This window comes from Rickettsiella endosymbiont of Litargus connexus, assembly GCF_964277335.1.
Taxonomy (GTDB): domain Bacteria; phylum Pseudomonadota; class Gammaproteobacteria; order Diplorickettsiales; family Diplorickettsiaceae; genus Aquirickettsiella; species Aquirickettsiella isopodorum.
Map to the genome: position 1 here is coordinate 1181650 of NZ_OZ195516.1, position 26993 is coordinate 1208642.

26 protein-coding genes are annotated in these 26993 nt (G+C 36.9%); 14 read left to right on the plus strand and 12 right to left on the minus strand.

All coding sequences use genetic code 11. From position 1 onward, the window contains the following. Nucleotides 1-39 precede the first annotated feature (39 nt). From ACICP9_RS05170 to htpX, 4 genes are all read left to right on the plus strand, one after another. Nucleotides 40-1305, plus strand: a complete 1266-nt coding sequence (locus ACICP9_RS05170) for an AmpG family muropeptide MFS transporter (RefSeq protein ID WP_395497310.1) — start codon at nt 40-42, stop codon at nt 1303-1305. Between the two features lie 394 nt (nt 1306-1699). Further along, complete coding sequence (gene groES / locus ACICP9_RS05175) at nt 1700-2020, plus strand: co-chaperone GroES (RefSeq protein ID WP_395497312.1); 321 nt, start codon at nt 1700-1702, stop codon at nt 2018-2020. Nucleotides 2021-2062: 42 nt separating this feature from the next. Then, nucleotides 2063-3730 carry a chaperonin GroEL gene (gene groL, locus ACICP9_RS05180; RefSeq protein WP_395497314.1) on the plus strand — a complete coding sequence of 556 codons (1668 nt, stop codon included), beginning with the start codon at nt 2063-2065 and terminating at the stop codon, nt 3728-3730. A 124-nt stretch (nt 3731-3854) separates the two neighbouring features. After that, entirely contained in the window at nt 3855-4760 is a 906-nt protein-coding gene (gene htpX / locus ACICP9_RS05185) for a protease HtpX (RefSeq protein WP_395497316.1), read from the plus strand. 18 nt (nt 4761-4778) lie between these two features. Here htpX and ACICP9_RS05190 read toward each other — a convergent pair whose 3' ends face one another. The 7 genes from ACICP9_RS05190 to ACICP9_RS05220 all read right to left on the minus strand — a co-directional run bounded on the left by ACICP9_RS05190 (nt 4779) and on the right by ACICP9_RS05220 (nt 14047). After that, entirely contained in the window at nt 4779-6734 is a 1956-nt protein-coding gene (locus ACICP9_RS05190; protein ID WP_395497318.1) for a 3-hydroxyacyl-CoA dehydrogenase NAD-binding domain-containing protein, read from the minus strand. Next, nucleotides 6734-8065: an acetyl-CoA C-acetyltransferase gene (locus tag ACICP9_RS05195; protein WP_395497320.1), complete on the minus strand. Its 1332-nt coding sequence runs from the start codon at nt 8063-8065 to the stop codon at nt 6734-6736. The genes ACICP9_RS05190 and ACICP9_RS05195 overlap by 1 nt, the downstream gene beginning before the upstream one ends. Nucleotides 8066-8178: 113 nt before the next feature. Then, the gene (locus ACICP9_RS05200) at nt 8179-10425 is read right to left on the minus strand and encodes an acyl-CoA dehydrogenase (RefSeq protein WP_395497322.1); all 2247 of its coding nucleotides are present in this window, start codon (nt 10423-10425) and stop codon (nt 8179-8181) included. Between the two features lie 195 nt (nt 10426-10620). Beyond that, entirely contained in the window at nt 10621-11055 is a 435-nt protein-coding gene (locus ACICP9_RS05205; protein ID WP_395497324.1) for a hypothetical protein, read from the minus strand. Nucleotides 11056-11142: 87 nt separating this feature from the next. Next, on the minus strand, nt 11143-12003 hold the full coding sequence (locus tag ACICP9_RS05210; RefSeq protein WP_395497326.1) for a PilW family protein: 861 nt from the start codon (nt 12001-12003) through the stop codon (nt 11143-11145). Further along, nucleotides 12000-12380, minus strand: coding sequence for a prepilin-type N-terminal cleavage/methylation domain-containing protein (locus ACICP9_RS05215; protein ID WP_395497328.1), 381 nt, complete (start codon nt 12378-12380; stop codon nt 12000-12002). Before ACICP9_RS05215 ends, ACICP9_RS05210 begins: the two co-directional genes overlap by 4 nt. A 179-nt stretch (nt 12381-12559) precedes the next feature. Then, nucleotides 12560-14047, minus strand: coding sequence for a leucyl aminopeptidase (locus tag ACICP9_RS05220; protein WP_395497330.1), 1488 nt, complete (start codon nt 14045-14047; stop codon nt 12560-12562). Nucleotides 14048-14160: 113 nt separating this feature from the next. Here ACICP9_RS05220 and lptF point away from each other — a divergent pair, with 113 nt between their 5' ends. Genes lptF through ACICP9_RS05235 form a run of 3 tightly spaced genes read left to right on the plus strand, consistent with a single transcriptional unit; the run spans nt 14161 to nt 17991 of the window. Continuing rightward, on the plus strand, nt 14161-15294 hold the full coding sequence (lptF, locus tag ACICP9_RS05225) for an LPS export ABC transporter permease LptF (protein WP_071662645.1): 1134 nt from the start codon (nt 14161-14163) through the stop codon (nt 15292-15294). Continuing rightward, the gene (gene lptG, locus ACICP9_RS05230; RefSeq protein ID WP_071662646.1) at nt 15291-16358 is read left to right on the plus strand and encodes an LPS export ABC transporter permease LptG; all 1068 of its coding nucleotides are present in this window, start codon (nt 15291-15293) and stop codon (nt 16356-16358) included. Before lptF ends, lptG begins: the two co-directional genes overlap by 4 nt. Before the next feature lie 13 nt (nt 16359-16371). Next, entirely contained in the window at nt 16372-17991 is a 1620-nt protein-coding gene (locus ACICP9_RS05235; protein WP_395497332.1) for an NAD+ synthase, read from the plus strand. A 21-nt stretch (nt 17992-18012) separates the two neighbouring features. Here ACICP9_RS05235 and ACICP9_RS05240 read toward each other — a convergent pair whose 3' ends face one another. Both ACICP9_RS05240 and ACICP9_RS05245 read right to left on the minus strand, forming a co-directional pair. Continuing rightward, entirely contained in the window at nt 18013-18774 is a 762-nt protein-coding gene (locus ACICP9_RS05240) for an outer membrane protein assembly factor BamD (protein WP_395497334.1), read from the minus strand. A gap of 134 nt (nt 18775-18908) precedes the next feature. Beyond that, nucleotides 18909-19130, minus strand: coding sequence for a YgaP-like transmembrane domain (locus tag ACICP9_RS05245; protein ID WP_071662648.1), 222 nt, complete (start codon nt 19128-19130; stop codon nt 18909-18911). A gap of 66 nt (nt 19131-19196) precedes the next feature. Between ACICP9_RS05245 and rluD the strand changes: the two genes are divergently transcribed. Further along, nucleotides 19197-20168, plus strand: coding sequence for a 23S rRNA pseudouridine(1911/1915/1917) synthase RluD (gene rluD / locus ACICP9_RS05250; RefSeq protein WP_395497336.1), 972 nt, complete (start codon nt 19197-19199; stop codon nt 20166-20168). Beyond that, complete coding sequence (gene pgeF / locus ACICP9_RS05255) at nt 20161-20898, plus strand: peptidoglycan editing factor PgeF (RefSeq protein ID WP_395497338.1); 738 nt, start codon at nt 20161-20163, stop codon at nt 20896-20898. Before rluD ends, pgeF begins: the two co-directional genes overlap by 8 nt. An 83-nt stretch (nt 20899-20981) precedes the next feature. Here the strand turns inward: pgeF and ACICP9_RS05260 are convergent, their stop codons facing one another. The 3 genes from ACICP9_RS05260 to ccsA all read right to left on the minus strand — a co-directional run bounded on the left by ACICP9_RS05260 (nt 20982) and on the right by ccsA (nt 23111). Then, a complete protein-coding gene (locus ACICP9_RS05260; RefSeq protein ID WP_071662651.1) occupies nt 20982-21281 on the minus strand; it encodes a hypothetical protein in 300 nt (99 codons plus the stop codon). A 100-nt stretch (nt 21282-21381) separates the two neighbouring features. Next, complete coding sequence (locus ACICP9_RS05265; protein ID WP_395497340.1) at nt 21382-22656, minus strand: HlyC/CorC family transporter; 1275 nt, start codon at nt 22654-22656, stop codon at nt 21382-21384. A gap of 17 nt (nt 22657-22673) precedes the next feature. Next, nucleotides 22674-23111 carry a cytochrome c biogenesis protein CcsA gene (gene ccsA / locus ACICP9_RS05270; RefSeq protein ID WP_395497342.1) on the minus strand — a complete coding sequence of 146 codons (438 nt, stop codon included), beginning with the start codon at nt 23109-23111 and terminating at the stop codon, nt 22674-22676. Nucleotides 23112-23273: 162 nt separating this feature from the next. On the opposite strand from ccsA, the gene ffh reads away from it, so the two are divergent. The 5 genes from ffh to rplS all read left to right on the plus strand — a co-directional run bounded on the left by ffh (nt 23274) and on the right by rplS (nt 26960). After that, on the plus strand, nt 23274-24629 hold the full coding sequence (gene ffh / locus ACICP9_RS05275; protein ID WP_395497344.1) for a signal recognition particle protein: 1356 nt from the start codon (nt 23274-23276) through the stop codon (nt 24627-24629). A 157-nt stretch (nt 24630-24786) separates the two neighbouring features. Further along, nucleotides 24787-25071, plus strand: a complete 285-nt coding sequence (gene rpsP / locus ACICP9_RS05280; protein ID WP_071662655.1) for a 30S ribosomal protein S16 — start codon at nt 24787-24789, stop codon at nt 25069-25071. A 204-nt stretch (nt 25072-25275) separates the two neighbouring features. Then, the gene (gene rimM, locus ACICP9_RS05285; protein ID WP_071662656.1) at nt 25276-25791 is read left to right on the plus strand and encodes a ribosome maturation factor RimM; all 516 of its coding nucleotides are present in this window, start codon (nt 25276-25278) and stop codon (nt 25789-25791) included. After that, nucleotides 25785-26540, plus strand: a complete 756-nt coding sequence (trmD, locus tag ACICP9_RS05290; RefSeq protein WP_395498932.1) for a tRNA (guanosine(37)-N1)-methyltransferase TrmD — start codon at nt 25785-25787, stop codon at nt 26538-26540. Before rimM ends, trmD begins: the two co-directional genes overlap by 7 nt. Before the next feature lie 15 nt (nt 26541-26555). After that, entirely contained in the window at nt 26556-26960 is a 405-nt protein-coding gene (rplS, locus tag ACICP9_RS05295) for a 50S ribosomal protein L19 (RefSeq protein WP_071662658.1), read from the plus strand. Nucleotides 26961-26993 lie beyond the last annotated feature (33 nt).

Sequence of the window (26993 nt, forward strand, 5' to 3'; positions counted from 1 at the left end):
TAAGAGAAGCTAAATTTCTTCTCTTTGACTAGGAAAAAAATGTCTCCGAATCAACTCAGTAAACGCAATCTGTTTTCTACCTTTTTACTAGGTTTTTCCTCTGGCTTACCACTCGCATTAACCTCGAGCACACTCCAAGCTTGGTTTACAGTCACCGGTGCCAGTTTGCTAGCTATTGGCAGTTTAGGTTTAATTGGTCAACCTTATATTTATAAATTTCTTTGGGCACCCTTGCTTGATCGTTGGATACCTCCTCTATTAGGACGACGGCGAGGCTGGATCATCGTTATCCAATTAGCTTTGATAGCAGCCATTTCTATCATGGCTCTAGCGAACCCTCAAACCAGTGCTTCGTTATTAATAACAGTTGCTTTTCTAGTTGCTTTTCTTTCAGCTTCACAGGATATTGCTATCGATGCCTATCGAACAGATATTCTCAAACCTAACGAGCGAGGCTTAGGAACCACACTCTATAGCTGGGGATATAGAGCGGCTATGTTGGTTTCTGGCGCAGCAGCACTTGCTTTAGCTGAATATATTGGCTGGCGTAATACGTATCTGCTGATGGCAGGTTTAATAGCTATTGGTCTTTTTGGTGCATGGTTTGGTGAAGAACCTGTTGATGAAGAAGAAAAACATCCCCCTAGCTCTCTACGCGCAGCAATTATTGATCCTTTTAAAGAATTTTTAAGCAGAAAATCTGCCTGGCTGATCTTATTATTTATTGTGTTATACAAATTTGGCGATGCACTCAGCATTTCATTAACTACACCCTTTCTCATTCGCGGCTTAGGTTTTTCTTTAAGTACGGTAGCTTTTGTCAATAAAGGTGTAGGTTTTTTTGCAGCCATGCTAGGCCTTCTGGCGGGCGGTGTCTTAATGGCACGTATTAGTTTATTTCGTGCCTTACTCTATTTTGGTATTTTACAAGCGGTGGCTATTTTAGCTTTACTCCAACTCGCTATCGTAGGGCATAATTACCATTGGTTAGTTTTTGCTATTTCTATAGATAGCTTTTGTAATGCCATGGCGAGTATTGCTTTTATCGCCTTATTGATGAGCTTATGTAATCACCGTTATACCGCTACACAATTCGCCTTATTTTCAGCTTTAGCAAGCGCAGGACGAGTTTTCGTTGGCCCTTTAGCCGGTCTTATTGTTACTTATTACAGTTGGCCAGTTTTTTTTGTGTTATCTCTTGCCGCTTGTCTGCCTGGATTAGGCTTATTATGGTACTTACGTGACAAGTTTAATAACCCTTCTACTACTGTGATCGAGAAAACTGCTTGTAGTAACACAGATTAATTTAATCTAAAACCATAATTGCTCTATTTCTATCTAGCCTCCCAAGCGTAAAACTTACCATTCCATAGCGCTTCTAGTGAGATAAGATGGACTAAAATAATCTGTTCATTACGCTATGTAAGAATAATACCTACTTACTAACACAGGCGAATCTTTAGTTTGGACAGTGATTTTGTTTGTCATTAAAGCACCCCAAAAATAAGTTAAAATCCTGTAAATTTTGGCATCTATGACTTGAATTTTCTTAGTATGCTCCCCATATAGAGTGATGTTGGTGTGGTAAAGTTAACTTAGTTGTACTCTTTATCAAACATCATTATGATTAGCCCCTGCTGCTGAGGGGTTAATTGATTAATATCCTCATTTTGACAGTAATTCTTAAGGAGAAATCTGCATGAGTGTAGCATTAGAAAAACCTTTAGTTGAACATTTAGTCCCTATGAACGATCGCATTCTTGTCAAACGTGATGAAGAAGAAGAAAGATCCATAGGTGGTATTGTTATTCCAGACACTGCAAAAGAAAAACCAGTTAGAGGTACCGTAGTCGCTGTAGGAAATGGTAAACGCTTGAAATCAGGTCAAGTTCAGGTTTTAAGCATTAAAGTAGGCGATAAAATATATTTTGGAAAATATAGTGGAACTGAAATCAAACTTGATGGTAAAGAATATCTCATCATGCGTGAAGATGATGTTTTGGCATTAATCAAAGATTAATCACAATTTTAACCCTTATTTTTATTCAGAGGAATTAATAAAATGGCTGCAAAAGTTTTACAATTTGGTGTAGATGCACGTGCTTCTATCCTACGAGGTGTTGATATACTAGCAGAAGCTGTCAAAGTAACTTTAGGTCCTAAAGGTCGAAATGTTATTTTAGACAAAAGTTTCGGTGCTCCTACCATTACAAAAGATGGTGTATCAGTTGCAAAAGAAATTGAACTCAAAGATAAATTTGAGAATATGGGCGCACAAATGGTCAAAGAAGTGGCTTCTCAAACTTCAGACGAAGCAGGTGATGGTACAACCACTGCTACTGTACTAGCTCAGGCTATTTTACGTGAAGGAATGAAAGCTGTTGCGGCTGGTATGAACCCAATGGATCTCAAACGAGGTATTGATACCGCAGTAACTGCGGCAATAGAAGCGCTACAAACTATTTCGGAACCTTGTGATGACAACCATTCGATTACGCAAGTAGGTACTGTTTCGGCAAATGCTGATAAAGCAATTGGTGAAATTATCGCCAAGGCAATGAGCAAAGTGGGTAAAAAAGGAGTCATTACCGTAGAAGATGGTTCCGGCTTACAAAACGAACTCGATACAGTAGAAGGCATGCAATTTGATCGAGGCTATCTCTCACCCTACTTCATCAACAACCAACAAAGCATGGCTTGCGAATTGGATAATCCTTATATTTTATTAGTGGATAAGAAAATCTCTAATATTCGTGAAATGTTACCTGTACTTGAAAGCGTCGCTAAAGAAGGCCGCTCTTTATTTATTATTGCAGAAGATGTAGAAGGTGAAGCGTTAGCAACCCTAGTCGTTAATACCATTCGTGGTATTGTCAAAGTTTGCGCTGTAAAAGCACCTGGTTTTGGTGACCGTCGTAAAGAAATGCTAAAAGACATCGCCTTTTTAACCAAAGCAAATGTTATGGACGAACAATGTGGTTTGATGCTTGAGAAAGCTTCTATAACCGATTTAGGCTCTGCTAAGCGTGTTGTTGTGAACAAAGACAATACCACTATCATCGACGGTCAAGGTGATAAAAGTATGATCCAATCTCGAATAGATGAGATTGACGCACAAATTAAAATAAGCACGTCTGACTACGACAAAGAAAAGCTACAGGAACGCTCAGCTAAGCTATCCGGTGGTGTCGCTGTCATTAAAGTCGGTGCTGCGACTGAAATGGAAATGAAAGAAAAGAAAGCACGTGTAGAAGATGCACTACATGCAACGCGTGCCGCAGTTGAAGCAGGTACAGTCCCTGGTGGTGGTGTCGCTTTAATTCGTGCGTTAAACGCTTTAAAAAATCTCAAAAGTATTAACCCTGATCAAGCACATGGTATTCGTATTGTTGCTGAAGCAATGCGCTCACCTTTGCGTCAAATTGTTGCTAATGCTGGCGGACTTCCTGACGTGGTTATTGATAAAGTACTGCATAGTGAAGAAAGGAACTACGGCTACAATGCAGCAACCGGTGAATACGGTGACATGATAAAAATGGGTATTTTAGATCCTACTAAAGTAACCCAAACTGCATTACAAAATGCAGCTTCTATTGCTGGCCTCATGATTACTACAGAATGCATGGTTGCTGAAACTCCTAAGAAGGATGAAAGTGCTGGTGCTCCTGGTGGTGATATGGGTGGCATGGGTGGTATGGGCGGAATGGGTGGTATGGGCGGAATGATGTAAATTCCCTTCACCTGTCGTTCAGTTTTATAAAAAACCCCGCTTCTGCGGGGTTTTTCTTTTTCAATGAATTAACTGCTACACTATGAAATGAGTAAAATGATCCCCTACATGAGGAATTATTTTTATGTTTAGTCGTATTTTATTATTTTTAGGCACTAATATTTTAGTTATTGCTACTATTTCTATTGTTACCAATTTATTAGGTCTACATAGTTATCTCACCTCTCACGGAATTAATTATCTATCTTTAGCTATTTTTTGCGCTTTGTGGGGTACGGCAGGAGCTTTCATTTCACTTTTTACCTCAAAATTTATTGCTAAAAAAAGCATGAATTTAAAAATTATTGATCCTAATGCGGCCATTGGTGAAGAAAAAAATATCCTTGAAGTTATCCATAATTTAGCACGAAAAGCTGGCTTAAAGGTTTTACCTGAAGTAGGCATTTACAATTCACCTGAGCTCAATGCTTTTGCTACAGGCCCCACTAAAAATAATTCTTTAGTGGCTGTTTCTAGTGGTTTACTACAAAAAATGAACTCCGATGAAATTGAAGCAGTATTAGGACATGAAATCACTCATGTTACTAATGGTGATATGGTTACCATGACACTCATATTAGGTGTAATTAATGCTTTTGCACTTTTTTTATCACGTATTGTCGCTTATGTGATCTCTGTAGGATCTGCTGGACGCAATAATAATGAAGGATCGATAAGCGGACCTGGACCGATGTTTTTTATGCTATCGATGGTATTTGATATTCTATTTACATTCTTAGGCAGTATTTTAGTTGCTGCTTTTTCCAGACATCGGGAATACCGCGCTGATAAAGGCGGCGCTTTATTAGCAGGCCGTGATAAAATGATTGAAGCATTACGTGCATTACAAAAAGCAATGGTACCTGAAGATACTCGAGCCCCTTCTTTATCAACTTTAAAAATATCACATAAAAGTGGTGGTTTTCGCGCCTTATTTTCAAGCCATCCGCCTTTGGAATTACGCATCGAACGTTTACAACAAGAAAAATAGCCTTTACATTACAGAGGCCTACAAATCACCTTTCTCTCTTGCGTATTGCATCAAACCACCGCGGAAAGGAGCAAATCCTGTACCAAATATAGTTCCAGCATCGATCAAATCGCTATCTGCAACTACTTTTTCTTCCAAACATTTTTTAGCTTCATCTATCATCGGCTGAATTAAACTATCCGCTAAATTCGTTGGTGCTTTATAGTCTTCAGGAATTTTTTCTTTAATAGGTTTACCTTTTTTATAACGATAAAAGCCTTTACCCGTTTTTCGCCCTAGATCCTTATTAGCAACCATTTTTTCTAAACCTTCAGGCACAACGCTTCCTAAAGATTGACTGAGAATCTTAGCCACCACTAAACAAATATCTAGGCCTACCGTATCAGCTAACTCTAAAGGTCCCATCGGCATACCAAAATCTACAGCTGCCTTATCTATAACTGGCGCAGGAATTCCAGTTTGCAACAACAATACAGATTGCATCAAATAAGGCATTAATAAACGATTGACTAAAAATCCCGGAGAGCTTTTAACAGGTAAAGGCAAGCGATTAATTTGGTGAACGAATGCCAAGCCCCTTTCTATGCTGTCGGGTGCACTAATAGCCGATTGCACCACCTCTATCAAAGGCATTTTGGCTACAGGATTAAAAAAATGTAAACCAATTAAACGTTCTGGACGTTGTAACCCTTGTTGGATATCTTCTAAAATAATACTCGATGTATTGGTTGCCAATAATGTATCTGATTTAATTTGATTCTCTAATTGGCGAAACAAATTTTGTTTTACTATTAAGTCCTCAAATATTGCTTCAATAATAATATCCGCACGGCGTATACCATAACCTGCTAGATCAGGGACTAATCTATCCATTGCAGCTTGGATAGCGCGTGGTGACTTTAATCGTTTTCGGAATAATGCGTAAGCTCTTGCCATAGCCGGAGCAATATATTTCGCTTCTCTATCCTGTAAAGTTACCTGCAATCCTTGCAAAGCACACCAAGCAGCAATATCTCCTCCCATTGTTCCTGCGCCTATGACATGAACCTGTTTGAAAGATGTAGTATCTTTTTTTCCTAATTTCTTTAAGCGCTCTTTTAAAAAAAAGACTCTAATTAAATGATTCGCTGTAGGAGTCAACGCTAACTCACTTAAAGAGACTGCTTCATGTAAAAATGCTTGTTTATTGACACCGTATTTCTGCCAAAGATGAAGTGCAGCGTAAGGCGCAGGGTAATGTTTAGGATTAACTTTGATACTTAAACGACGTTGCACAATTTTGCTTATAATATTTCTCATCCAATGATAATTAGTTATTTTCTTCCAATTTAATGCAAAAAAATGATTCTTTTTTTTACTTTTTACTGAAACGTAATAGGAAGCCGCTCGTTCAGCTTGTCGTAATGGAACAGCATTATTGATTAAACCTAATTTAGCTGCCACATAAGGTGAAATTGTTTTTCCCGTTAAAATTAATTCTAATGCAGAAGGTCCCCCTAATAAGCGTGGCAAACGTACTGTCCCTCCCCAACCTGGATGAATTCCGAGCAGCACTTCAGGCAAACCTAAACGTGTTTTATTGTCATTTATAGCAATGCGATAATCGCAAGCTAAAGCAAGTTCTAAGCCTCCTCCTAAACATAACCCATTAATTAAGGCTACTGTAGGGATATTAAGTGCCGCTAATGCATCAAACACCTTTTGTCCTTGCCGAATAAACGCAAAAATCTCTTCTTTGGTTTTTAATTGGCTAATTGTTTGAATATCAGCACCTACAATAAAACCATTTGGTTTAGCCGATATAATGATCAACCCTCGCACTGATTCATTATGAGTTATATCTTTAATGATCGAACTTAATTCCGTTAATACGTTTTTATCTAAGTTATTGCTAGAGCTATTTTTTTTATCGAAATACAGCCAAAGAACATGCTCTTTTTGCTGCAATCGCCAATTTAAATAGCTTACTTCCATTAGAATACTCCCGTTTTAGCTTTATCGATATTTTCAAGTAACAGTGCACCACCCTGCCCACCACCAATACAAAGTGTTGCCACACCAAAATGTGCTTGTTTTCTTTTTAAAATATGTGCCAAATGTAAAACTAGTCGTGCACCACTAGCCCCCACGGGATGACCCATAGCAACGGCTCCGCCGTCTATATTAAGTTTTGCTTGATCTACTTTGCCTAAAGCTTCAGTTAAACCCAGTTGTTTTTTACAATATTGAGTATCCTGCCAGGCAGCCAAACAAGCTAAAACCTGACCTGCAAATGCTTCATTAATTTCCCAAAAATCGATATTTTCAAAAGTGAGTGCTTGTTTTTTTAAAAGTGTTGCTACAGCATGTACAGGACCTAAACCCATTTCACTCGGATCGACACCTGCCCATGCCACATCAACAATGCGCGCTAAAATTGGCAATTGATATTTCTTTACTGCCTCTTCACTCGCCAAAATTAAAAAAGCGGCACCATCAGTAACTTGAGAACTATTTCCAGCTGTTACTAATCCAAAAGGCTTGTCAAAAAAAGGAGTCAGTGATGCTAATTTTTCTAGATTCGTATCACGGCGCAAACCATTATCAAAAGAATAATAAAGACTTTGTTTATCATAAATCGGATTGATTTCATCTTTAAAAATTTCAGCATCTTGCGCCGCTGCTAAGCGTTGGTGACTTTGTAAAGCAAATTTATCCATTTCTTCACGAGTAATCCCAAAACGATGTGCAATAACCTCAGCAGTTTGCCCCATGGATAAACCCACAATAGGATCCGTTAAACCATGTAATAAGGCTATAACTGGATTTAAATATTTTAATTTAAATTGAGTGAGTAGCTTGAAACGAGCTAAAAAAGATGTGGCTAAATTCCATTCAGCAAACCAAGCGGTCATTTCTCGACTTAGTAGTAGAGGAGCTTGACTCATCGCCTCTGTACCACCTGCTAATACTAAATCGTACCTCCCACAAGCGATATCTAAAGCTGCACTATCTAAAGCTTGCATACCTGAAGCACAATTCCGCTGTACTGTATAAGCAGGTACGGCTTTACCACAACTCAAGCGTAATGCAATGACACGACTAATATTAGTCTCATCCGAGCTTGGTATAACACAACCAGTAACTACTTCGTCCAATTGATCAGGTGTAAAGGTTTGACGTGCTAATAAATATCTTCCTGCTTGTACCGCTAAATCAGAAGCCGAAAAATTTCCAGGACCTCTCCGTACTTTCAACCAGGGGGTACGCATGCCATCCACAATATAAACTGATCGTGCAAAATTTGATCGATCTAGTGCTTGCATAAACATTTTCCTAAAGCATTTTTTAAGTAGTTAAGCTTAGTTTTATTTTAATATACCGAGTGTAATCGAATGTGCAAGTAAGCTAATCATTTATGCCTTCAAAAAAATAGCTATTAAAAAGCATCCACTTGCATAGCATCTTGCTGAAATTTTTTAGCTACTCGAAATTGTTCTACTTCCGCATGGGTGAGAATTTTTTCTTTTAAAGCATTTTCTAACTGTAGGTCACTATCCAATTTTCGATTAAATCGACCTTTTTTTAATTTTTCACGAATTGCCTGCGTCTTATTAAATTCATTAAAAGCAATTTCCATACGTCCTGTTGGGTCTTCTGGTTTTTTTCCTAAATAACAATCTTGAGTCATACGATCGCGAAATGTACTCGTTTGTGTCATCACAGAAACTAACTGCATATCTTGTTTGTCAGTAGGTAATTGATAAGGTCGCCCTAAAGGAAAAATAATAAACTTTAATAGTTTAGCTAGAAACGGTTTAGGGAAATTATTAAAAAATTTATCAAATGAATACTGAGCATGATAAAGACAATAATCTAATCCCCAACTCGCATAAACATCGTCTTCTTTTGATAGTGGATATTCTTGTACATAACGCATGACACTAGATGCGATATAAAGATAACTTAACACATCACCCAAGCGCGCCGATAAACGTTCTTTACGTTTTAAATTTCCACCCAAAATTATTAAGGTGAAATCAGTCACTAACGCTAAAGCTGTTGATAAACGTGAAACTTGTCGATAATAATAACCGAGTTTTTTTATAGGTGTCTGCACAAAAAATCGACCTAAGCCGAAAGCAAATAAAAATGTTTTTAATAAATTTTTTATATTATAAAAAACATGATGAATTAATAACTTATCTAAACTAGCAATATCTTTTTTTTCTATCGCTTGCATTTCATCTCTTAAATAAGGATGACAACGTATTGCCCCTTGTCCAAATAAAATAAGATTTCGAGTTAAAATATTCGCACCTTCCACCGTAATCGATATCGGTATTGCAATATATCCTTGTGCTAAATAGTTACGAGGCCCCATTTGGATAGCCCTCCCACCATGAATATCCATTGCATCATTAATAATGATGCGTGCAAATTCAGTCATGTGATATTTTGCTATTGATGATGCTAATGCGGGCTTTAACGAAGCGTCAACTGCAGTCACCGTAAATCGACGTGCCGCTTCAATTAAATAAGTTAACCCTGCTATTCTCGCTAAAGCCGCAGCGACTCCCTCAAAATGAGCAATCGATAAATGAAATTGTTCCCTTAATACACTATAAGCCCCTGTCATGCGATAAGCTAACTGGGCCTGTGCAGCACTGACAGCCGGCAATGAAATACCACGACCTATAGATAAACATTCCATTAACATCCGCCAACCTTGACCCAGCATTTTCTCGCCACCAATAACAAAACTAATGGGAATAAAAACATCTTTACCTACTATAGGGCCATTCATAAAGGCTAAACCCATGGGCGAATGGCGTTTACCTATTTCTATCCCCATTAATGAGGAAGGCACTAAAGCAACCGTAATCCCTATTTGTTTTTTTTCTCCCAGCAATTGATCGGGATCCATTAGTTTAAAAGCAACACCTATAACCGTAGCGATAGGCGATAAAGTAATGTAGCGTTTATTAAAATTGAGCCGTATACCTAGCATTTCTTTACCTTGATAGATTCCCTTACAGACTATCCCTTTATCTTTAAGTGCTGCTGCATCACTACCCGCATCCACCGAAGTTAATGCAAAACAAGGAATTTCTTCTCCTTTAGCAAGCCTAGGCAAGTAATAATCTTTTTGATCTTCTGTTCCATAATGAAGTAATAATTCAGCAGGTCCGAGAGAATTGGGGACGAGTGTATTAACAGCCGCACTAACCGATCGAGTAGCTATCTTTAATACTACTGAAGAGTGTGCTAACGCAGAAAAACCTAATCCTCCATATTTTTTCGGAATGACCATACCAAAAAATTTTTGTTTTTTTAAAAATTCCCAAACAGAAAATGGTAAATCATGCTCCACTGTTAAAATATTAAAATCATCAAGCATGCTACAAAGTATTTCTGTTTGATTATGGATAAAAGCTTGTTCATCATTGCTTAGATTGGATAAAGGAATATCATGCAAAGCTATCCAATTTGGATGCCCACGAAACAAATCTTTTTCCCACCACATATCACCTGCTTCTAGAACAATTTTTTCTGTTGCGCTAATGGGAGGAAGAATCGTGTTTAAGTAAGCTAGAAAAGGTTTTACTAGGAAAGCTTGTCTCAATGAGCGTAAGCTAAGGACTATTATTATCAAGGCAAAGATAAAAAAAATTATGCTAATCATTAGCCACATAGTTACCCCTTAATTTAGGTAGCAAACTTAGAGGGTATCTTCAATTGCATGATGCTGTCTAAAAAACCTGTTTTTCTGCGTCTCGTTACTCACATACTGCATGTATGCTCCGTTACGCTACTCTCAAAAAACAGCGCTTTTCGTCTCAGCCTAACAGAATTGAAAACATCCACTTACTTGATAACTTTAAGATAAACTGTTTAATTCTCGCCAAGAGCTACGTCCAGTTTTTGTTAATGCTAGGTCTCCCGACTGACAACGGTTTTTTGTTTTAATTGCGTACGTAGTTTGTAAACTCAACGCACCTGAGGTAGTTTGTTTTGCCTGCACAATAACGTCATAAATATAAGCTTGACTTTGGTTAATACAATAGGAGGTTCTATGTCGTCTAAGCTCTGAGCTAATTTGAAAACCTGCATAATTAAAGCGCTTATGCAGCGCGAAAATAGGTGTTGAACGACTTTTTAGCCAACTTTCGGTCAATTTTAATCCTGCTTCTGCCGCCTGGAACTGCTGTGAAGCAATAAGCAGATTTCGACTTATACCTAATTCTAAATAAGAATGACTTAATATAGATACCGTCATTAACGACGTGATAAAAAGAAAAAATAATACTGTCACTAATATAAATCCTTGTTGCTTAGTACTTTTATTAACATCGAATAGTAAAATTTTATATCCCTTAGTTTCTCTGGAATCCAAACCAACTTAATTATCGTTTAATCGTTCACGTAGGCCTATTATTTGCTTCCATTCCTTTTCGAGCTGTTTACCATTTGTTAATAATAGTCTAATTTCTACACTACGTGCATCTGCCCAATGTTTTACCTCATTTGCATTTCTGTAATACAAAGTTCCATCATTATTTTGCATGCCTAATCGTATTGTCATTCTTTTTATCCCTTCTATTAATTCTATGGGTTTGTAAAAAGATTGATTTAAATTACGCCGATATAAAGCATAAATTTTCTGTCCAGTTTCACTCTTACGTCCTGTATCGGCAATATAATAAATAATTTTATTAAAAACCCCAATTTCACTATCTACTTGGTAGCTATACGTCAGATGAATATTACTCCAATGAGTAAATTCTGCATGTTGACAATCGCTGATGAGTAAAACATCTTTAGGTTGAAAAACCACTCTATGTGCCAAAACAATATGACTAGATTTAGCTTCCTTTACCGGAAAGGTATTAGGATCCAGAAATTGAATTAAAATAGCATCACTGTCCTTTTGATACCGCGCGAGGTTAGGTAAGACTAACTTTGCTGTAGTATATCCTTTATGCCAAACAACTAAGCTAGTATCGGCTGTTAAATGGATATTTATTAATGGTAGATTATCGATTAAACGGACACAACCAATAAAACCGGCCATACGAATGTCATGACTAAGTAAGTGAAACGCCATTCGTGCTTTGGTTGAGATAGTATTTAAACCCTGGGTTAAATGATAAATATTTTTATTATGAATAAAAATATTTATCATTCCCATACTAAGAAATAAAGATAAACTTATTGCTACCATTAATTCAAGCAAGCTATACCCTTGCTCTATCCTATTCATGCACTGAATAATAAATCGAGAGACAATGGAAATTTAGAAAAACTAGAGAACCATTGAATTTTGCTTTGATAGTTAGATAAATTACATTTTGAAATCAGTCCCATTCCTTTTGGAAAATTTTCTTGGATCTCATTTTTCCATAGTGTTAATACTGGCTGGAAACAAAATCGCCGAGATCGACAAATTTTAAAACCCTCAGCCAATTCTATATTCTTTAAATTAGCCAAATTGATTAAGTAAGCATGTTCGGCAGCCTGTAAAGCCAATAATTGAGCTTGAGCAAAACCTATTAGGCTAATACTTAATATTGTCGCAGCAACCATTACTTCGATTAGGCTAAATCCTTGCTGAGATCTTAATAGCACAAAGTTTTTCATTTCTACTCTAACTTGGCATTTCCTTTTAAATTATTATATTAATAATAAAATGATTATGCAATGAGTAATTTATAAACCCATTAATCTAAAAAAGGAAAGGCACCATTTTATAGTTCACCCTATCCTAATTAATTCTGTAATGGGTTAAAAAAACTCTTAAGAAGAACATTTATTTCTTGTTATTTTTTACACCGATTCAATAAAAATTGAACTATTAAAGTGACTGGTCGACCCGTCGCCGTTTTTTCTGGCCCACTTTTCCAAGCTGTTCCAGCAATATCTAAATGTGCCCAGTGTAATTTTTTAGTAAATCGAGATAAAAAACAAGCTGCAGTAATACTCTTGCCACCACCCACACCCACATTAGAAATATCTGCTATATTGCTGTCGATTTGTTGTTGGTAGTCATCCCATAAAGGTAATGACCATACTCTATCTTGACTTTGTTGGCCTGCTTTTTCGATTTCCAGAGCAAGTTCCATATTATTACTCATCATACCTGTCGCTACTGCACCTAATGCGACAATAATCGCACCCGTCAATGTAGCCATATCAATAACGACATCTGGATTAAAACGTTCACTATAAGTTAAGGCATCCGCCAAAATTAGACGGCCTTCTGCATCCGTGTTAATAACCTCTACGCTAAGTCCTGATAATGTTTTTATCACATCTCCAGGTTTCACTGCAGTACCACTGGGTAAATTTTCAGTTAATGGCATTATACCCACCACATGAATAGGTAACTTAAGTTGAGCAATGGTTTTTAATATCCCCATGACGCTAGCGGCACCCGACATATCATATTTCATTTCTTCCATACCAACAGCAGGCTTTAAGCAAATTCCACCCGAATCAAAAGTGACCCCTTTACCGACTAATACAACCGGCTTTTGCTCTGAGGTTCCAAGATATTCTAAAGTAATAAACTGGACAGGTTCTTCTGAACCCTGCGCAACGGCTAATAACCCCCCCATACCTTCTTTTTTTATCGCCGCTTCATCTAATATGTTTATCGTAAGTCCTGCATCATTTGCCAATTTTTTGGCTTGCTCAGCCATAATATGGGGTGTACATAAATTAGCGGGTAGATTGGCTAGATCTTTAGTTAATTTTATTCCTTGCGTAATTGCTGTAGCCTGTTTTATTGTTTCTGAAACATTCACCCGTTCTGCAGAATTTGGAAGATTAAAAATAAATCGCTTAGGTGGAGAGATTTTATTTTTCTTATCTGTTTTTAATTCGTCAAAGCAATAAAAACAATCTTCAATAAGCTCGATACTTTGGCGGATTTGTCTATCAAGATCACACGCTTCAATGGAAATATCAGTTAAAAAACTTGTTATTTCATCAATTTGCATAGACTTAAGTATACATGCCATGCAACTGATCACTTTACGAAAATCCGCTAAGGACAAATCGGATTCTTTTCCACAATAAACCAGAAGTACTCGAGGTGCAGAAATTCCAGGGACATTATAAAGCATGAGGCTTTTACCACACTCTTCTATTAAATCACCTTTTTCTAAAATTTTTTGGATATAGCCCTGGCTATGGTTATCTAATAACTGCGCCGATCGAGAGAGTCGCTTACCTTCAAAAATATTGACGATTAAACAATCACTCTTTTGTTTAATGAGATCAACTGAGTTGATAGAATATTGCATAGCCACCTCAAATTATTTTATTAATAGACCAGTTTACCTAAATTACACTTATTTGCTAGATTCAATATCTTCTTTGTGAAATAATTTAAATTCTTCTACCTTTAACCTACAAAATGATTCTTTTTCGTTATTTAACTCGAGAGTTACTGGCTAGCCTTTCTCTCATTACTAGCCTTTTATTCCTTATTTTAATGAGCAATGAATTTGTTCATTATCTTAATCAAGTAGCCGGCGGAAAATTTGCGGCAAGTATCTTATGGAAGCTGATAATTTTGGAGTCTCCTCGATTTTTAGCAATACTTCTTCCTTTTAGCCTATTTCTTTCCATACTGTTCACCTATGGTCGCCTTTATGCCGATTATGAGATGACTGTGCTGAATGCCTGTGGGTTTAGTTTGGGCCAATTAACTCGCTTAAGCTTACCCTTTATTTTCTTACTAACTTTTATGGTCGCTGGTTTAAATCTTTGGCTAAACCCGTTTTTATTAAGTTATCGAAATAAATTGCTGACTCAAACTGGGACAGCCGTAGAATTACAGACCGTGCAACCCGGCAGTTTTCAACAAACTAATGGAGGTCATCGCATCATTTATGTGGAAAGTGTCTCCGCTGATCACAAATCAGTAAAAAACATTTTCCTAGCACAAACAAATTCACAAAAATTATCTTCAGAGATAACACCTTGGACTATAATTAGTGCTAATAGCGGTTATCAAATGATCACTCCTATCACCAAAGAACCTTTTTTTGTCGCGGTAAATGGAAAACGGTACCAAGGAATACCTGGCCAAACAGAATATTATATTACGCAGTTTCTAAAATACGGAATACGTATCGACTTAAAAACTACCGCAGCTAATAAACAACAAGATGATGCCTTGTCGAGTATTACTTTATGGAATGCGAGTCAAGCTCATAAAGCCAGCTATTTTTCTGAACTACAATGGCGACTTTCAGCCCCTATTTCAATTTTACTTCTCGCTTTATTAGCGATACCACTAAGCCGAGTTAACCCAAGACAAGGAAAATATCTTCATATATTACCCGCTATAGTCATTTATATTATGTACCTTAATTTATTACTGGTAGGGCGTAATTGGATAGAAAATGGAGATATTTCTTATGATTGGGGTCTTTGGTGGATACATGGTCTGCTCATTCTTACCATAATATTTGCCTGGTGTTATGCTTTGGGATGGAATAGGGTCAGATATCACTTATTCCGTTTATTTAAGCTAAGACAATGAAAATCATCGATCGCTATTTAGGCAGAACCATTATCAGTACCACCCTTTCTGTACTTGGGATATTGTTAATCCTGTTTTCGCTTATTAAATTAATTGCTGAAACACGTGATATTGGATATGGCCACTATACTTTAGCCAGTGCTTTTTATTATGTATTACTCACTCTACCATCCCAATTTTACAGCTTTTTCCCAGTAGCTATTTTGCTGGGTAGTATTCTTGGTTTAAGCGTTTTAGCAAAGCATAGTGAGTTAATGATATTACATTCCAGTGGCGTTTCTCTTTATCAAATGGCTTGGAGTTTAATTAAAGCGACTTTGCTGATGGTTTTCCTAACGGTTTTGATTGGGGAAGGTTTAGCGCCACGCGCTGCTCGGCTAGCAGAAAATCATAAATCCTTTCTTACCACAAATGGACAAACCCTAATGACCCAACAAGGGGCTGTTTGGATTCGAGATGGACATAATTATATATATATTCAATCAATTTTGGATCCAACTCATTTAAATAAAGTGAGCCGTTACCAATTTGATGATAATAATAATCTACTGAAAGCAAGCTTTGCCAAGCAGGTTAATTATGAAAAAAATGAATGGCATGCCTATGATATTGCAACCAGTCTCATTAGCCTAAAAAAAATTAAAGCCAGACATATTGCACATGAAATTTGGCCATTTTCTTTTAGTCCAAAACTTTTAAATATCTCTATTATTCAACCACAAGAAATGTCTTTAAGACAACTTAATGATTATATTCGTTATCGTAAAAAAAATCTTCTAAATACTAGTCAATATTCTTTAGCTTTTTGGCAACGTATACTACAGCCTGCTGCCATATGGGTTATGCTTTGTTTGGCTATTCCTTTTACTTTTAAACATTTAAGAACTTTAGCGACCAGTTTGAGGACTATTGCAGGAATTGCAGTAGGATTTGGTTTCTATCTCTTAAATAATTTTTTTGGTCCATTCGCTATTGTCTATCAATGGCCGCCCTTTTTAGCGGCACTACTTCCTATACTCATTTTTATGTTCATCGCTATTATATTAATGCGTTGGGCAAAATAAGCTCGAGGTGATTATGTCAACAATATTCCGCATTGCCGTTGCACAATTAAATTTCTTAGTAGGTGATATTAAAGGAAATACACAAATAATTTTAGATAGTATACAAAAAGCCAAGCAAGTTTCAGCTGATCTGTTGATTTTTCCTGAGCTCGCATTAAGTGGTTATCCTTCTGAAGATTTACTCTTACGTGAAGATTTTAAAAATCAAATCCAACACGCTTTAAAAATTATTCAAAAAAAATCAATAGATATCGCTATTTTATTAGGTCATCCCGATTTTAGTTCTAAAGGAATTTATAATGCAGCAAGCCTAATTGAAAATAAAAAAATTGTTAGTACCTACCACAAACAATGTTTACCCAACTACGGTATCTTTGATGAATATCGTTATTTCATACCTGGAAATGCAGGTGGTTTATTCACAATAAAAGGTTTACATATAGGTATTTTAATTTGTGAAGATCTATGGTATAGCCAACCTGCTTCAATACTCAAAGAAAATGGTGCACAATTATTAATATGCATTAACGCTTCTCCTTTTGATTATATAAAAGCCAAGCAACGTTTAAAAGTAACCACCGACCGTATAAAAGAAACAAACTTGCCTATACTTTATGTGCATGGGATAGGCGGACAAGACGATTTAATATTTGATGGTGGTTCTCAAGCACTTGATGCTAAGGGACATCTTGTCGCCGAAGCCGGTTTTTTTAAAGAAACCTTATGGTTAGTCGATCTCAAAATTAATTCATTGGCTCAATTTGTACCACAAACTCTTTTATCCCAACCATTAACGAATGAAATTATCTATAAAGCCTTAATCCTTGGAGTGCGTGATTATGTTAATAAGAATCATTTTCCGGGGGTTTTAATCGGTCTTTCCGGTGGTATCGATTCTGCTTTAGTATTAGCTATTGCAGTGGATGCTTTAGGAAAAGATCGTGTTCACGCCGTATTTTTACCCTCTCGTTACACATCTAAACTAAGTCAACATATTGTACAAGCCCTTGTTAATAAATTAGGCGTGCATGTTAATACATTATCCATTGAACCGAGTTTTTCAGCTTTTTTAACTACATTAAATTTAGATCCGAAACATCCTCCTGTAGGACTTGCCATTGAAAATATCCAAGCACGTTGTCGTGCTATATTACTGATGGCTCTATCTAATCAACAAGGACACCTCCTATTAAATTGTACGAATAAAAGTGAGCTAGCAGTCGGTTATGGTACTTTATATGGAGATATGGTCGGCGGATTTTCAGTCCTTAAGGATGTATCTAAAACTCGCGTTTATCAACTGGCTACTTATCGTAATAGTGAGCATATTTTTCCTAGCTCATTAATGACACGCCCACCCTCTGCTGAGCTCTTCGAAAATCAAAAAGATGAAGACACTCTACCCCCCTATGATCAACTTGATCCTATTTTGGAACTCTATGTCGAGCAAGATAAAAGTGTAGATGACATTGTTAAAGCAGGATTCACTAGAGAAGTAGCACAAAAAGTTATCAATTTAGTTAACAAGAATGAATATAAACGCCGACAATTAGCACTGGGTCCGCGCATCACGCCACGAGCTTTTGGTAGAGAACGTCGCTATCCGATTACTTCAGGATTTTTATCTAGCTAAAGGATGTGAATATTCAAACACTTAAATATTCACATAATCTGCATCCGGGTAATTGAGCCTAAACACCGCTAAACTCTCGCTCGCTAATCCTTCTAAACCCAAAATACGATAAGACTTAATCATAATAATTAAAGCTTTTTTAACTTCTGGCGCCCCCTGATAACGTTGTATAATCTCATTGGCACGATTTGCTGCAGCAACGTAGGCTTTTCTTTGGAAGTAATAATCAGCAATATGTAATTCGTAACTTGCAAATAAATTGCGCAAGTAAATCATGCGCTGACGGGCATCAGGAACATATCGACTATCTGGAAAAAGACGAATCAACTCAGCAAACTCTTGATATCCTAAACGCATAGTACCTGGATCTCGCAAAGAAAGATCAATAGGCACATAACGTAAATACCAACCTCTATCTTGATCCATATCCGCCATAGCTTGCATATAGTATGCATAGTCAATATGTTGACTATGGGGGTATAAATGAATAAAACGTTCTGCTGCGGCTTTCGCTGAGGGTGCATCTCCATCTTTATAATATGCATATATCAATTCTAGTTGAGCTTTTTCGGCGTAACGATTAAAAGGATATAATACATCTAATGCTTCATAAGATTTAATCGCTTGACTAAAATTCCGATCGAGTAATGATTCTTTTGCATTTTGATAGATTTGATTAACGGTTTGTCCTTTAAAAGCGATAAATGGATCGTTAGAGTGGCTGGCGCATGCGCTCAGCATAGCCAATATAAAACTCACTAAAATAAATTTAAATAGTTTCACAATACTTTTCAATAAAGCTGTGCTTTATTCCCTTTTTTAAAGTGAAGGAAGGAATAAGCGAAATAACTTTCTATTCTTTTATCTAACATCCAAAAAGTCAAATTAATTTATTATTATTAATTTGACTAAGAATTCTACATTTTATCTTTTTTACGGAAAATCTCATTTAGCTTAAATTTTTCTGCCAAAATAGGGATCCCACACCAACCTATGATGGCTTCTATAATAAGAATAACCCCTACTAAAAATGCAAATAATTTGCCTAGACCCAATAACACACCAATCAGCAAAACGATACCAATCACTAAACGTGAAAGGCGTTCGTTAGATTCAAGATTGCTTGCTACATTGAACATAGATAGTATCCTCTATTAAGACATAATAAAAAGGCATCGCTCCCGTCAGCATTATAGCGATATTCTATGAAAAACACAGCTCAAGTAATAAATTGCCAAGCAATTGTCCCCGAACATTTAGCAGAAAAGCGTCTCGACCAAATTTTGAGTCAGTTATTTCCTGCTTATTCTCGTACACGTTTACAACAATGGATTCGTTGTCAACAAGTTTGGGTTGATGATGAACTCAAACGACCACGGGATAAAATAAAAGCGGGTGCTAAAATTACTATTTTGGCTAGCTTAAATGAGGAGGTCAGTTGGGATGCGGAAGAGCTCCCATTGGATATTATCTATGAAGATGAGGCGATACTCGTAGTGAATAAGCCTGCGGGCTTAGTTGTCCACCCTGCGGTAGGAAATACTCATAAAACACTTGTTAATGCTTTATTGCATTATTTACCTGAACTCAAAAAACTTCCCCGAGCAGGAATCATACATCGCCTGGATAAAGACACCTCTGGTCTATTAATCATTCCAAAAATTTTAAATGCCTACGATAAATTGGTCAAACAACTACAAGCACGAACTATGAAACGTGAATATATCGCTGTTATTCAAGGTCTGTTAATCGCTGGAGGAACTATTAATGCACCTATTGGTCGCCACCCAAAATTAAGAAAAAAAATGGCCGTTACTGAGTTGTTGAGCGGAAAACCAGCGGTCTCTCATTATCGAGTCATGGAGCGTTTTAATCATCACACACTTATTAAAGTAAAATTAGAAACCGGCCGTACTCATCAAATTCGTGTGCATATGGCACACATTCATCATCCTTTGGTAGGTGATAAAACCTATGCGGGTCGTTTTCACTTACCAAAAAAAGCCAGTGAATTACTGATAAATTGCTTACATCAGTTTCCTCGCCAAGCTTTACATGCGCAATGTTTAGGTATTATACATCCTATTACCTTACAACCCATGGAATGGCAAAGTCCTTTACCTGAAGATATGAAGCAATTAATTAACTGTCTACGAGAAGATAAATTCAATGCTTGATCTAATCATTCCTGATTGGCCCGCTCCAAGCTGGATCAAAGCCTACACTACCACTCGACTAGGCGGTGTTAGCCAAAGCCCCTATATTAGTTTAAATATTGCCATGCATGTAGGTGACAATTTAGATGATGTCACTAAAAATCGCCAATTACTACAAAAGTACTTATATCTAAAAAAATCCATTATCTGGTTAGAACAAATACATGGGAACACTGCTATTTCAGCTGATGATCCCATCGATAGCCTTGCAGCTGATGCTATTTATTCAAGAACAGGACAAACGGTTTGCGCCGTACAAACCGCCGACTGCTTACCTCTATTGATTTGTAGTTCCAACAGTTATTGTGTCGCAGCCATTCACGCAGGCTGGAAAGGCTTAAGTAGTGGTATTATCGAAAATACTATCCGTGCATTAGATTTACCACCCAGAGAGATATTAGTTTGGTTAGGACCTGCTATCGGCCCTCAAGCTTTTACAGTCGGAGAAGAAGTTTTTCAGTCTTTCATAGACAAAGATCAGGCTGCTGAAACAGCTTTTCAGCCTGTAAAGAACAAAAGATGGCAAGCCAATCTATATAAATTGGCCCAACAACGTTTGCTGAAACTAGGAATTACCTCCATCTATGGAGGTAATTCCTGTACTTATTCCGACAAGCTTCGTTTTTTTTCTTATCGCAGAGACCAAATAACAGGGCGTATGCTAAGCCTCATTTGGATAAACTTACCTTAACCTCAAAGTGTGTTAATTTTTCTTTCTCTAAAATAAAGGGTATTTATACGTTATCTAGTTTAATTTTACTCTTCGAAAAAGAATTATTTCGTAGGCACGGGCGATTTAGACATAGGATTTTCTATAGAGTTTTCTGTTACCGTTGCTTTTGACAAACTTTTCAAGAAAAAATTTAAATTTTTTCCTACGTTATCTTGATTTCCTGTTAAGCCTTGGTTCATATCTGATAAAGACTTTTCACTATTATCAAAAGGAGTTGAAGTTAATGTGGTTGATCCTAATTCTTTCGTTTTTTGCCAATACAAAGCTTTTTTCGCCAGCCCTAATGGAGTTGAATTTCTTGTACAATAAGTAGCATATATCCCTGTAACTTTTCGAATCATTTCATAGCCTTCTAAAAAAATTAATTCAATAAAAATATCCGTAAGTAATTATATCAACTATTTATTTTTTTTCAAAAAAATAAATTTAATAGAAAATATTTTAAATATTTTTAGATAAAACAGGGTGACTTGGAAATATTTTAACAGTTTTAATCATATTATCTTTAATCAAAATAACTTCCATCGTTTTATTTTCAAACTGAAAGATAGTCCCTACTTTGGGAATCACTTCAAGTGTCTCAATAATTAATCCGCTTAAAGTTTTAGGGCCTCGTAATGGTAGATTTAAATTTAATTGACGATTTAAATCGCGTAATGCAATTCCTCCGTCTATCAAATAACTTCCATCTGCTTGTAATGAAACGGCACGGCGCATTAAAGCCATATCAGTAGTAAATTCACCAACAATTTCTTCTAGTATGTCTTCTAAGGTAATCAGTCCCTGAATTTCACCATATTCATTGACAACCAAACCAATACGATGCTTCTCACGACGAAAATTTAACAATTGACTATTTAAAGCCGTTGCTTCAGGTATAAAATGAACTTCTTCTGCCGCCTCGATTAATACTTCCTTACTTAATTGTTGTTTACTTAAACTATTTAAAACTTTTCGAAAATGTAAAATACCTATTATCTCATCAACAGAATTTCGATAAATCGGTAACCGTGTATATTCACTCTTAATTAATTGCTTTAAAATCGATTCCCAAGACTGATTAATATCAATACCAATAATTTCCTGTCTAGGAATCATAATATCTTCTACGGTTACTTTGCCTAACTCAAGTACTTTGAGTAACATATTTTTATAATCATTAGGCATATGCCCAGTACCCTCGCGTAATAAACTCGCTAATTCTTCGCGAGATAATTGTTCAACCGTCAATTTCGGAATTTTTACTCCAAGTAGTTGTAAGGTAGTATTCGCTAATAAATTGGTTAGCCAAACAAAAGGATATAGAATATGTAATAAAATAATTAAAGGCCAAACGGCAAACAACGCTATCGGTTGGGGATATAAGGTTGCTAAAGTTTTTGGCGCTACTTCACAAAAAATTAAAACCACAAAAGTAAGTGCTAAGGTTGCTAAAAAAACACCGGATGTCGAAAAATAATGTAATGCAAGCAACGTAACGACAGCAGAAGCAAGAATATCAGCAAAAGTTCCGCATAAAAGGATAACCCCAAGCAAACGATCCGGTCTTTTTAATAAGTCCTGTACACGTTTAGCAAGCAGGTTATGATGCCTCACTAAATGGCGCAATCGGTACCTATTTATAGATAACATGGCTGCTTCTGCCAATGAAAAAAATACAGCCGCTAGTAATAAAAAAACTAATAAACCAACAAGAAATGCAAATGAATAATGCATGCGTTAGGTCTCATCCTTTAAACATTAGGCATGAAAAAAATTGCTCCTAAATAAACAATTCCAATCAAACTAGCGCCAATTAGTGTCCAGCTAATCGCAATTTTTCCTCTCCAGCCAAAATAACTTCTCCCGATTAATAGCATTAAAAGTACCCCCCAGGCTAGCAATGATATAAGTATTTTTTGCCACAAGCGATGCTCAAAAACAGGATGGAATAAAATCATGCTCGTTGCCAAAACTAAAGTCAGTAAAATGATAGCGATAGCAATTAGCTTAAAAAGGTAGGTTTCCATCACTTCTAAAGGTGGGAAATATTGAATAAATCCAACCGCTTGTTTATGCTTAAGCATCCATTCTTGGCTAGCCAATAACAATGCTTGGAGTGACGCGGTAACCAAAACAATCAGTGCAAGAGTCGAAAGAAAAATATGAATTAAATCAGCATAGGGCGCCATAATGAAACTCGCTCACTCCTCAGCTAAACTGGTACAATAACAATAGCAGAATTTTTTTGGTCATTCATCATGCCTCTTATTACTCAGGCTCTCTACTGTACTACTTCGCGTAGGCTTAGCCTTTTTTAAAAATTATGATAAATCCAGGATCACTATAAAATCATGTTTGACAACTTAACAGCTCGATTAAAACAATCTTTTAAAAACATTCGTGGCCAAGGCCGCTTAAGTGAACATAACATTAAGGAAAGTCTACGTGAAGTAAAAAAAGCTTTAATAGAAGCAGATGTCGCCTACCCTGTTGTTAAAACAATCATCGAACAAGTACGCCAAGGCGCCATTGGACAAAAAGTCACAGAAAGCTTAGCGCCTGGTCAAGCCTTTATAAAAATTGTCAGTGATACCTTAACTAATATAATGGGTAATGATTTATCCGAATTAAATCTTTCCACACAAGCACCGGTTGTAATTATGGTGGTCGGATTACAAGGTTCGGGAAAGACAACAACGGTTGCAAAATTAGCTTATTGGTTAAAAGAACAAAAAAATAAATCGGTTTTAGTGACTAGCACCGACATTCATCGCCCTGCCGCTATTTTACAACTTGAAAGCTTGGCCGAAAGTATCGGTATATTTTTTCATACGAGTAACGCCTCACAAACCCCTACTTATATCGTTCAAACTGCTATTCAAGCCGCCCGTAATAAAGGGGTAGATGTTGTTATTATCGATACAGCCGGTCGTTTGCATATTGATACCGGCATGATGGATGAAGTGCACACTATCCATACTATTAGTAATCCCGTAGAAACCTTATTTGTACTCGATAGCATGATGGGTCAAGATGCTGTAAAAACAGCAAAAGGTTTTGATGAAATAATCCCCCTCTCTGGGATTATTCTGAGTAAAATGGACGGTGATGCGCGCGGAGGGGCTGCTTTATCTATAAAATTTATTTTAGGTAAACCGATTAAATTTATCGGCTCAGGCGAAAAAGTAACGGCTCTAGAGCCTTTTTACCCTGATAGAATTGCTTCGCGCATACTCGGTATGGGTGATGTCCTTTCCTTAGTTGAAGAAGTACAACGTCATAGCGATCAGAAAGCAGTACAAAAACTCAATCAAAAATTACAAAAAGGTAAAAAATTTGATCTGCAGGATTTTTTAAATCAGCTCATACAAATGGACAATATGGGAGGAATGGAGAAACTCTTAGGAAAGCTTCCTGATGGCAATAATGCTGCTTTATTGGCTAACGCTAAAAATACACTGAATAAAAAATTAACCTCAAAAATGCAAGCAATCATATACTCTATGACTAAAAAAGAAAGGTTTTTCCCAGACATTATCCAGGGATCCAGAAAACGTCGTATCGCCTCTGGCTCAGGAACCCAAATTCAAGATGTTAATCAACTATTAAAGCAGTTCAACCAAATGCAAAAAATGATGAAGCGTTTGTCTAAGCCTGGCTCAATGACGAAACTTCTACAAGGACTACAGAACCATTACCCTCGATAGCAGAAACCCGAATAAAAGCCTTCCCAAATTAATAAAATTTGCGTAGAATTCGGTGAGGTTTCAATCTGGCAAGCTTATTAAAATACTTGCTATTAACGTAATCTCACTCAATTGAGCGTTTAAATAGACAGTATAAATAGAGAGGAAAATTTATTCCATGGTTACCATTCGTTTAGCACGAGGAGGCCGTACAGAGCGCCCCTTCTATCACATTGTTGTAACAGATAGCCGAAAACCCCGTGATGGACGCTACATTGAGCGTTTAGGTTTTTATAATCCTGTTGCTGCAGGTAAAGAAATAGAGCTAAAGATTACAGAAGATAGGGTTAACTATTGGTTATCCCAAGGGGCTCAGCCTTCAGAGCAAGTCCAAAGTCTTCTGAAAAAGGCTAGAAAAGTAGCTAATACTAAGCAAACTAACAACCAGGCGATAGCTGCTTAATATAGTCTTCGCGCTTGAATTTTTGTCTGTGTCGCCAATCAACTCGAAATCATGGTTGGTTATATACCCGGCCCCACATGGGCGCGGCACTTGACAAAAATTCCACTGCTGTGTGAGTAATATATTACCATCTCCTTAAATCAAGACTACCTCTCTGCATTAGATGCTTAATAAAATGCCTATCATTGAGTAAAAGAGGTAAAAATGACGAAAAAAAAGGTCTTAGTAGGTACTATAGGAAAACCTTACGGTGTCAAAGGGTGGGTTAAAATTAATTCTTATACAGAACCTGTTAGTAATATTATCGATTATCAACCCTGGTATTTAGAAGCACCTAATAAATCCTCTTCCCCAGCTATTCTAATTGAAATAATAGATTGCCGTCTTCATGGTCAACAGATATTAGCACTACTCGCCAACTGTACAACACCTGAATCAGCATGTCTTTATACAAATTATAAAATCTATGTTGATAGACAAAAATTCTTTCCCTTAACAGCGCGTGAATACTACTGGATAGATTTAGAAGGCTTAAAAGTCTATACCTGTGAAAACATTTATCTCGGCACAATCTCAGCTATCTTTGCTACGGGTGCTAACGATGTATTGGTAATCACTGATAAAAAAAGGCATTTAATTCCCTTTTTATTAGATCAAACCATTAAGTCTATCGATTTAGAGAATAAAACTATGATTGTCGATTGGGATGCGGAATTTTGATGGATATCCAAATTATTAGCCTATTTCCTGAAATGTTTAGCCCTTTGAATTTAAGCATACCTGGGCGCGCGCAAAAAAAAGGGTTGATAAAAATATCCCATTTGAATCCCCGGGATTTTACAGAAGATAAACATAATACTGTCGATGACCGTCCTTACGGAGGCGGACCTGGCATGGTGATGAAGTTTGAGCCATTACTTGCTGCAATAAAAATGGCAAAATCACGCCAACAGACCTTACACTCGGCTCCTCTAGTTAGCTATTTATCCCCTCAAGGAAAGCGATTCGATCAAGTAGCGGCTCAAGAATTAAGTCAACGTAAAGGACTTATTTTAATTGCGGGTCGTTATGAAGGCATCGATCAACGTCTTATAAACAGTGAAGTCGACGAGGAATGGTCTTTAGGGGATTTTATTTTGAGTGGCGGCGAGCTCGCCGCGATGTGCCTTATTGATACGATAGTCCGCCTACAACCAGGGGCATTAGGCCATATGGAATCCGCCTCACAAGATTCCTTTAGTTCGGCTCTATTAGATTATCCACACTATACCCGCCCTGCAAAGATAGATGGACAACAGCAGGTTCCTGATGTTTTGCTACAGGGAGACCACACCGCCATTGCTCGTTGGCGTTTAAAACAAGCTTTGGGAAGAACCTGGCAACGCCGACCTGATTTATTAAAAAAGCATATACTTAGCAAGCAAGAGCAGGTATTATTGGCCGAATTCATCCGTGAAAATAGCGAATAAAATTTGGAGTTAGTGATGAGCAATCTCATACAGACTATTGAAAAAGAACAAATGCAATCAAAAAAGGACATTCCCGACTTTCGTGCTGGAGATACAGTTGCAGTTAAAATTAAAGTCAAAGAAGGCACACGTGAACGATTACAATCCTTTGAGGGAGTTGTTATTGCTCGACGTAATCGTGGGTTCAACTCTGCCTTTACAGTAAGAAAGATCTCACATGGTGAAGGGGTGGAACGAGTTTTTCCTCTTTATAGTCCTTTAACGGCTAGCATAGAAATTAAAAGACGTGGTGACGTTCGAAAAGCAAAACTATATCACTTACGTAACCTTCGCGGTAAAGCAGCGCGTATTAAAGAAAAATTAATAACCACTATGCAAACTTCAAAAGAGGAAGTTAGTAATAACAATTCTATAGAATAGATGCCCATAACCTATGCCAACTATATTTTTATT